The following is a 7,793-nucleotide window of genomic DNA, read 5'->3' on the forward strand; positions in this document are numbered from 1 at the left end:
CTTGCCAATGCCATCGACCTGTTCCAGCCGGCCAGCAACCTGACCGTCGACAGCGGCGCGGGCAACTTCACGCTGACCGGCGCCATCACCGGCCCCGGCCTGCTGACCAAGATCGGCGCTGGCAGCCTCGTGCTGAGCGGCGACAGCAATTATGCTGGCGGCACAAACCACACTGCCGGCACGATCGTGATCGGCTCGAACACTGCGCTCGGCACCGGCACGTTCACTTATAACGGCCAGGGCACGCGGGTGGTTTCGGGCATTGACAATCTTGTCGTGGCCAACAACTTCGTGCTGAACGACAACAACACGCTCAACAATCCGTTCGACACCCAGGCGTTCACCACGACGCTGACGGGCCAGATTTCGGGCGCGGGTGCCTTTGCCAAGCTCGGCGATGGCACGCTGATCCTGACCGGCGACAACAACTATGCCGGCGGCACCGACCTGCTGGTTGGCCGCATTTCGGTCGGCACCAGCACGGCGGTTGGCACGGGTAACCTCAATCTGCGTGCCGGCACGACGCTGCAGGCGTTTGCCGACAATCTGGCGCTGACCAACACGGTCACCACCAGCGTCGGTGTGGAAGCCATCGACACCCAGGCCTTCACCTTCACGCTGGGCGGCGCCATCAGCGGCGATGGCACCCTCACCAAGATCGGCGGCGGCAGGCTCGTCCTGACCGGCGCCAACAGCTACACTGGTGGCACCAACCTGACGGCCGGTAGCCTGCAGATCAATAACAGCTCCGCCATCGGCACGGGCACGCTCACCACCACGGGCGGCACCACGCTGATCGCCGGCATCGGCGCTGGCAATGCGCCGATCACGCTGGGCAACGCCGTTGTCCTGGGTGCCGGCACGACCAATATCGACCTTCAGGGTACCGCCACCAGCTTCTTCAACGACGGCACGGTGACCACAAACGGTACCACGCTGACGCTAAACGGCGTTGTCAGCGGCGGCGCGCTCAATACCCTTGATGGCGGCGGCAAGCTCGTGCTGAACGGTGTCAACACCTACAGCGGCGGCACGACCGTCGGGCAGCGTGTGGCCGTCTATGTCGGCAACGGTTCGGCGTTGGGCACGGGTGCTGTGAGCTTCTCGCCGGAAAGCGGCCTGCTCAACGACAGCGGCTCCGCCATCACTTTGGGCAATGCCATCTCGCTGAACAATGGCGCCGTCGCGATCGGCGGCAATAGCGCGCTCACTCTGACGGGCGTGACCAGCGGCACTTCGCAACTGTCGAAGATCGGGCCGAACAACCTGACGATCACAGCGGCCAGCACCCGCACTGGCTCCACCTATATTGGCGGCGGCACGGTCACGGTCACCAACAACCTGTCACTGGGCACCGGCATCATCCGCACCGATGCGGGCAGCCTGACCCCGACGCTTGCCGCCGGTGTCACCGGTCTGGCATTGGCCAACAACATCCAGGTCGAAAGCGCCTTGGCGGCACTGACGGTCAATTCCGGCACCGGCATCTTCACCTTGAACGGTGTCGTGTCGGGGGTCGGCGGCCTCATCAAGACCGGCACTGGCACGCTCGTCCTGAACGGCGTCAACACCTATGCCAATGGCACGGAGCTGACGAGCGGAGCGATCACCGCCACCAACAACGCCTCACTCGGCCTCGGCACGCTGACCATGTCGGATGCCACGACGCTGAATGCCGGTGTGACGGGCCTGACGCTGGCCAACAACATCGTCACGCTGGGTGCAGCTACCGTCAACAGCGGCGCTTCGCCGGCTGCCCTGACGCTTGCGGGCGTGGTCAGCGGCGCTGGCAGCCTGAACAAGGTGGGCACCGGCACGCTCAACATGACGGGTGCCAGCACCTTCACGGGCGGCGCCACGGTCACGGCAGGCACGATGAATGTCACCGGCTCGCTGGTCTCGTCGGTCAATGTCCTGACGGGCGGCACCATTGCCGGCACCGGCACCATCGGCAGCCTGACTGTCCAGTCCGGTGGCTTCGTCGCTCCGGGCGCGACGCCGGGTGTCGTCGGCACGCTCAACGTCAACGGCACGACCAACCTGCTGGCTGGTTCGACCTTCACGGCCAATGTCACGGTTCCGGCCGCGGATCGGATCACCTCGACGGGTGCCCTGACCATCGCGGGCAATATCAACGTGCTGCCGACGCCGGCGGGTGGCTTCAACACCTTCAATGCCACCTATATCGTCGCAAGCGGCTCCTCCCGCACCGGCACCTTCGCGACCGTTACCGGGCTTGACCAGTTCGGCATCGCGTTCGCGCCGGTCATGGTCTACGACGCCACCACCGCTGCGATCCGGCTTGCGCCGCAGTCGCTGGAACTGCTGGGCAACCGCTTCGGCGGCCTGCGTCCCAACCCGCTGGAGGTTGCACGCGCCTTTGATCGTGCGGTCGCCGCCGGCTACAATCCGCAGGCGTTCTTCCCGGTCTACAACTCTGGCTCCAACCTGCAGCGCACGCTCGACCAGATGTCGGGCGAGCAGCGGTCGGCCGAACGCCGCGTGTTGCTCGACAGCACCCGCGTGGTTCGTGAAACCGCCTTTGATCGCCTGAACGCCGGCCTCAGCGCCGTTGGCGGCCAGTCGGCCACCACCGACAATGGTGACAGCCAGATCAGCGTCTGGATGCGCGGCGCCGGCTCATGGGGCCAGGCCTCCAGCGACGCCGTGGGCAGCACCTTCCAGACCGAACAGCGCGGCGTGTTGACCGGTATCGACTGGACGCGTGACACCTTCAAGGTTGGTGCCATGTTCCATTACCTCAACACCGAGGTGCGGCTTGGTGATCTCGGCCAGTCCACGGTCGAAAGCACAGGCGGCAGCATCTATGCCGGCTATCGTGCGGCCGACAATGGTCTGGCTATCGGTGTCGGCGGCTCGGTTGCCGGCGCTCGTGCCAATGGCTCGCGCACCATCACGCTGCCCGACTTCCGCCAGTCGCTGCGGGCCAACTACAACGGCACGATCTATCAGCTGTTCGGCGAGGTCGCCTATGACCTTTCCAGCGCCGAGAACAGCCGGATCGAACCGTTTGCCCGCATCGCCTACACCGCTCTGAAGGCCGGCGCCTTTGCCGAAACCGGCGGCGTCGCGGCGCTGACCGCTTCGAAGCAGGACTATGACGCAACCGTGGCCAATGCCGGTGTGCGCGGCACCTTCCAGGCCAGCGACAAGATTTCGCTGGGCGGCTCGGTGGCGTGGCAGGGCACATGGGGCGACCGTTCGGCGGCAACGCTGGTCGGCATCCCGGCTCTGGGCCAGCTGTCCAACGTCCAGTCCGTGGCGATGGACAAGAACAGCGTGCTGTTCCAGGCCGATGCAGCGATCGATGTCGCCAGCAACGTCCGCTTCAGCCTCGGTTACTCCGGCCTGATCGGCAAGAAGAACGAAGATCATGGCGCTCGTGCGACCCTGACCGTCGGCTTCTGATAACAACACCATAAAAAGGGTGCGGCGGTGCCAAAGGGTGCCGCCGCCCTTTTCGTGTCTGGCGCCCAAGGCAGCGACACATCATCAGTCCTGTGCGCGAGTCCTCGACACATCAAAATTCCCGTGCGCCTGTCCGCGACACATCGTCAGCCTGCTGAATTCAGCGGCCGCGGGCATCCTGTTCGGCGTTGACCCACCGCCCTTGCCCTGCCAATCGCTGGGTGATGTTTTTCTTGTCAGACAACACCGCCTCGGCCTGCCCCGAAGTCATCGCCGCCATCACGGCTGCTGCTCCTGCAACCGCATCCGGCTATGATGGGGATGCGCTGTCAGCCCAACTCGACGGTGTGTTCGGCGATTTGTTCGGCGCGCCCTGCACGGTGCTCCCCGTCAGCACCGGAACGGCGGCCAATGCGCTGGCGCTTGCCAGCATGGTGCCGCCCTATGGCGCGATAGTCTGCCACACCGAGGCGCATGTGCATGTCGATGAATGCGGCGCCCCTGAATTTTTCACCGGCGGCGCCAAGCTGCTGACAGTTGCGGGTGCCGATGGCCGGCTAACGCCAGATGGCATCGATGCCGGCACGGCAGGCCATCGCGGTGATGTCCACCAGGTGCAGATCAGTGCGCTGTCGCTGACACAGGCCACCGAATGCGGCACGGTCTACAGCCCTGACGCATTGGCTGCGCTGGCGGATCATGGCCGGTCACGTGGCTGGCGCCTTCATCTGGACGGCGCGCGGTTTGCCAATGCCGTCGCGCACCTTGGCTGCGACCCGGCCGACATCACGTCGCGGATCGGCATCGACATTTTGTCCTTTGGTGCCATCAAGAACGGCGGCTTGTCGGCTGAGGCGCTGGTGGTGTTCGATCCTTTGCTGGTGCCGGGCCTGCGCCTGCGCCGCAAACGCGCTGGCCAGCTCGGTTCCAAGGGGCGTTTCATGGCGGCGCAGTTGCTCGCCATGGCCCATGACGGTGTCTGGCTCAGGAATGCCCGCGCCGCCAACGCCGGTGCCGCCCGCATCGCAGCGGCGGCGGCTGACAGGCTGTTGTATCCAGTCGAGGCCAACGAAGTGTTCGTCCAGTTGCGCCCGCTTGAGGCCGATGCCTTGCGTGCCCAGGGCTTTCACTTCTACGATTGGGGTGCCGCCGGCTCGGGTGAGGCGCGCTTTGTCGTTTCATGGGATACGCCGGCACAGGCAATCGATGCGCTGGCTAAGGCGCTGGCCGTGCCGCCATCAGCGTGAGCGGCAATTCCGGGCTTTCACCGCGCGGCTGGGCTGCGTTTATCGGCTGCACCCTGATCTGGGGCAGCACCTGGCTGGTCATCAAGACGCAGCTGGGCGTCGTGCCGCCAAGCTGGTCGGTGACATGGCGCTTCTTGCTTGGCGGGCTGGTGATGACGGCGCTGTGCTTGGCGCGTGGCCGGTCGCTGGCTTTGTCGCCGCGCCAGCACGGTTTTGCACTGCTGATCGCGGTGATGCAGTTCGTGCTCAACTTCAACCTGGTGTACCGCGCCGAGCAATCGCTGACCTCGGGGCTGGTCAGCCTCAGCTTTGCGCTTTTGCTGGTGCCCAACACGCTGCTGGCTGCGGCGTTTCTGGGCCAGAAGGTGACGCTGCGCTTCGTCCTTGGCAGTCTCATCGGCATTGCCGGCGTCAGCCTGCTTTTCGCTCATGACTTTTTCATGCCCGGCGCATCGGCCGGCGTCATAGCGACCGGGCTGGGCCTGGCAATGGGCGGCGTGATGTGCGCCAGCATCGCCAATGTGCTGCAAGGCAGCTCCGCCGGTCGCAACCAGCCACTCGAAGCCGGGCTGGCCTGGTCGATGCTCTATGGCGCGGGTATTAATGCCGTGGTGGCAACCGCCGTGTCGGGACCGCCGGTGTTCGACGCCTCGCCGGGCTATGTCGCAGGTCTCGCCTATTTGGGAATCGTGGCGTCGGCAGTCGCATTCAGCCTTTACTACATGCTCATTAAGGAAATGGGACCAGGCCGCGCCGCCTATAATGGCGTGGTCGTGCCAGTAGTGGCGATGGGCCTTTCGACGGTGTTTGAATCCTATCAATGGACGCCGCTGGCCGCTCTCGGCGCGGTGCTGGCGCTGTCCGGGCTGGTCATTGCGCTGCGAGGCAAGTCGCCGGCCTGATTGCCACTCACCACAGATGGCCGTATCATGATTCCGGAGGCCGAGAATGACGCTGAATCCCGTTTGCGCCATCTGCGGCGTTCGTCAAAGCGCGGTGTGCAGCAGTCTCGATGATGCTGCGCTCGGCAGTTTTGCTGCCAAGGGTGTCCAGCGCCGGCTGAAGCCAGGCGAAACACTGATGCGAGCCGGCGATCGGCAGGACACATGCGCCAATATCCAGTCGGGCACCATCAAGATGAGCCGCGTGACCCAGACCGGGGACGAGATCATCCTTGGCCTTGCCCATGCCGGCGACCTGGTGGGACGGCCGCTGGCTGCGGACAGTGACTGCGATATTATCGCTCTGGATGACGTGACGCTGTGCAGTTTTCCGCGAAGCGCCATCGAAGCTCAGATGGACAGCCATCCGGCTCTGGAACGGTTGATTCTGGCGCGTGCGCTGGATGATCTCGATGCCGGTCGGCGCTGGCAGATGCGGTTGGCTCGCGGGTCGGCGCTGTCGCGGGTGGCGGCGTTCCTGCATGACATGGCCACGCGCCAGCCGGCAGGCACATCGGAATTTTCGCTGGTCATCAGCCGAGGCGACATGGCGAGCCTGCTTGGGCTGACCATCGAAACGGCCAGCCGCCAGATGACCCTGCTCAGGAAACGCGGGATCATTGCATTGCCCGGCGGTCGGCGTATCATAATCATTGATAAGATGGCTTTATCTGCCGCAGCCGAAGTCTGATCCAAGAGGAGACGCCCGGTGAAAACAATCATTGTCCATATCGAAGACGACGAAGGCCAGGGCGCCCGGCTTCAGGCCGCCTATGATCTGGCACGCGCCACGGGCGGTCATCTTCTGTGCGTGTCTGTGCTGCCCTACGCCGCCTATGCGCTGGGCGATCCGGCCATGGGCGCCTTTCCGGTTGCCACCATCATGGAGGCCGTTGACCAGCGCCGCCGTGCCGAGCGTACGCAGATCGAGGCCGAGCTGAAGCGCCAGGGCGTCAATTGGGACTGGCGGGCCTGCGACGGCGACGGTGCCGAGCGCCTGGCCGAAGCCGCCAGGCTGGCCGATGTCATCATCATGAGCGCCGGGCCGTATGCGCGGCAGGCCGGCATACGCATGGCGATTGCCGGCGATGTGGCGCTAAGGGCGCCCGCGCCGGTGCTGGCCGTGCCGGAAGGCAGTTCGGGCTTCGATGTGGCCGGCCATGCCGTGATCGGCTGGGACGGCAGCCAGGAAGCGGCAAAGGCGATGCGCGCTGCGCTGCCGATGCTGGCGCTGGCCAGCGCGGTCACGCTGCTGACGATCGATGAAAAGGCCACCGACTATCCGGCGGCGCGGGCTGCTGCATTTCTGTCGCGGCACGGCATTCATGCCGAGGTAGCCGAGCGCCCAAGGGGCAACGGCAGCGTCGAAGGTGCGATACGGGCGTTCCTGTCCGAATCCGGGGCGTCCTGGATGGTTCACGGCGCCTATGGCCATTCGCGGCTACGCCAGACGCTGTTCGGCGGCGTGACGCGCGGGCTGTTGTCCGACGCGCCGGTGCCGCTGCTGATTGCGCACTGACGGCACGTTCATCGCCTTTGCCGCCTATCGTCGGATTTGCACGGCAGGGCGGGCTTCGTTAAGGCAAGGGTCAGAAGTGCCGGGCCACGACTGGCCCGCGCCCCCATTTGCGAGACCCCCGATGTCCCAGTCCGTTTTGCTTTCCATTCTGCCGCCTGCAACGCGTGTCTTTCGCCTGTCCTTGATGCTTGGTGCCGGGCTGGCAAGTGCCGTTCAGGCCCAGACCGTGACCGTCAGCACGGCGACGACCACGCCCATCGTCACGGCAACCGCAAGCAACAACGCCCCGGCCAATCTGTCGGTCACCACCGCCGGCAGCATCACGGTTGCAACGGGCCCCGCCGTGACGCTCAACAGCAGCAACACTGTGGCCAATGCCGGCACCATCACATCGGCAGGCTCGACAAACACCAGCGCCGTGCTCGTCGATCTGACCAATGACATCACCGGCACCATCACCAATGATGCCGTCATCAGCGTGACAGGCACGACCGCCGCTGTCGGCAACACCGGCATCCGCTTTGCCGGTCCCGGCACCTTTACCGGCAACATCGTTTCAGGGTCCGGCAGCAACATCACCGTAAGCGGCAATGACGCGACCGGTATCCTGATCGGCTCCAACTTTGTCGGCAACATCGGCACGCGCAGCATCGGCGT

General features: G+C 65.1%; 5 protein-coding genes and 1 pseudogene. All 6 read left to right on the forward strand.

Annotation, left to right across the window (positions count from 1 at the left end; genetic code table 11):
- On the forward strand, nucleotides 1–3,429 hold a 3,429-nt coding region (locus RMQ73_RS04945), incomplete at its 5' end, for an autotransporter domain-containing protein (protein ID WP_310496950.1).
- Between the two features lie 224 nt (nucleotides 3,430–3,653).
- Nucleotides 3,654–4,676 (forward strand): beta-eliminating lyase-related protein, encoded by a 1,023-nt coding sequence (locus RMQ73_RS04950; protein WP_310496951.1) that lies wholly within the window; start codon nucleotides 3,654–3,656, stop codon nucleotides 4,674–4,676.
- Nucleotides 4,673–5,578 (forward strand): EamA family transporter, encoded by a 906-nt coding sequence (locus RMQ73_RS04955; protein WP_310496952.1) that lies wholly within the window; start codon nucleotides 4,673–4,675, stop codon nucleotides 5,576–5,578. Before RMQ73_RS04950 ends, RMQ73_RS04955 begins: the two co-directional genes overlap by 4 nt.
- 46 nt (nucleotides 5,579–5,624) lie before the next feature.
- Entirely contained in the window at nucleotides 5,625–6,308 is a 684-nt protein-coding gene (locus tag RMQ73_RS04960; RefSeq protein WP_310496954.1) for a Crp/Fnr family transcriptional regulator, read from the forward strand.
- An 18-nt stretch (nucleotides 6,309–6,326) separates the two neighbouring features.
- Nucleotides 6,327–7,136, forward strand: coding sequence for a universal stress protein (locus RMQ73_RS04965; RefSeq protein ID WP_310496955.1), 810 nt, complete (start codon nucleotides 6,327–6,329; stop codon nucleotides 7,134–7,136).
- 121 nt (nucleotides 7,137–7,257) lie between these two features.
- Nucleotides 7,258–7,793 (forward strand): annotated as a pseudogene (locus RMQ73_RS04970) (hypothetical protein); the annotation flags it as partial.

It is taken from the genome of Sandarakinorhabdus sp. (genome assembly GCF_031430775.1).
In the GTDB taxonomy this organism is placed as follows: Bacteria; Pseudomonadota; Alphaproteobacteria; order Sphingomonadales; family Sphingomonadaceae; genus Sandarakinorhabdus.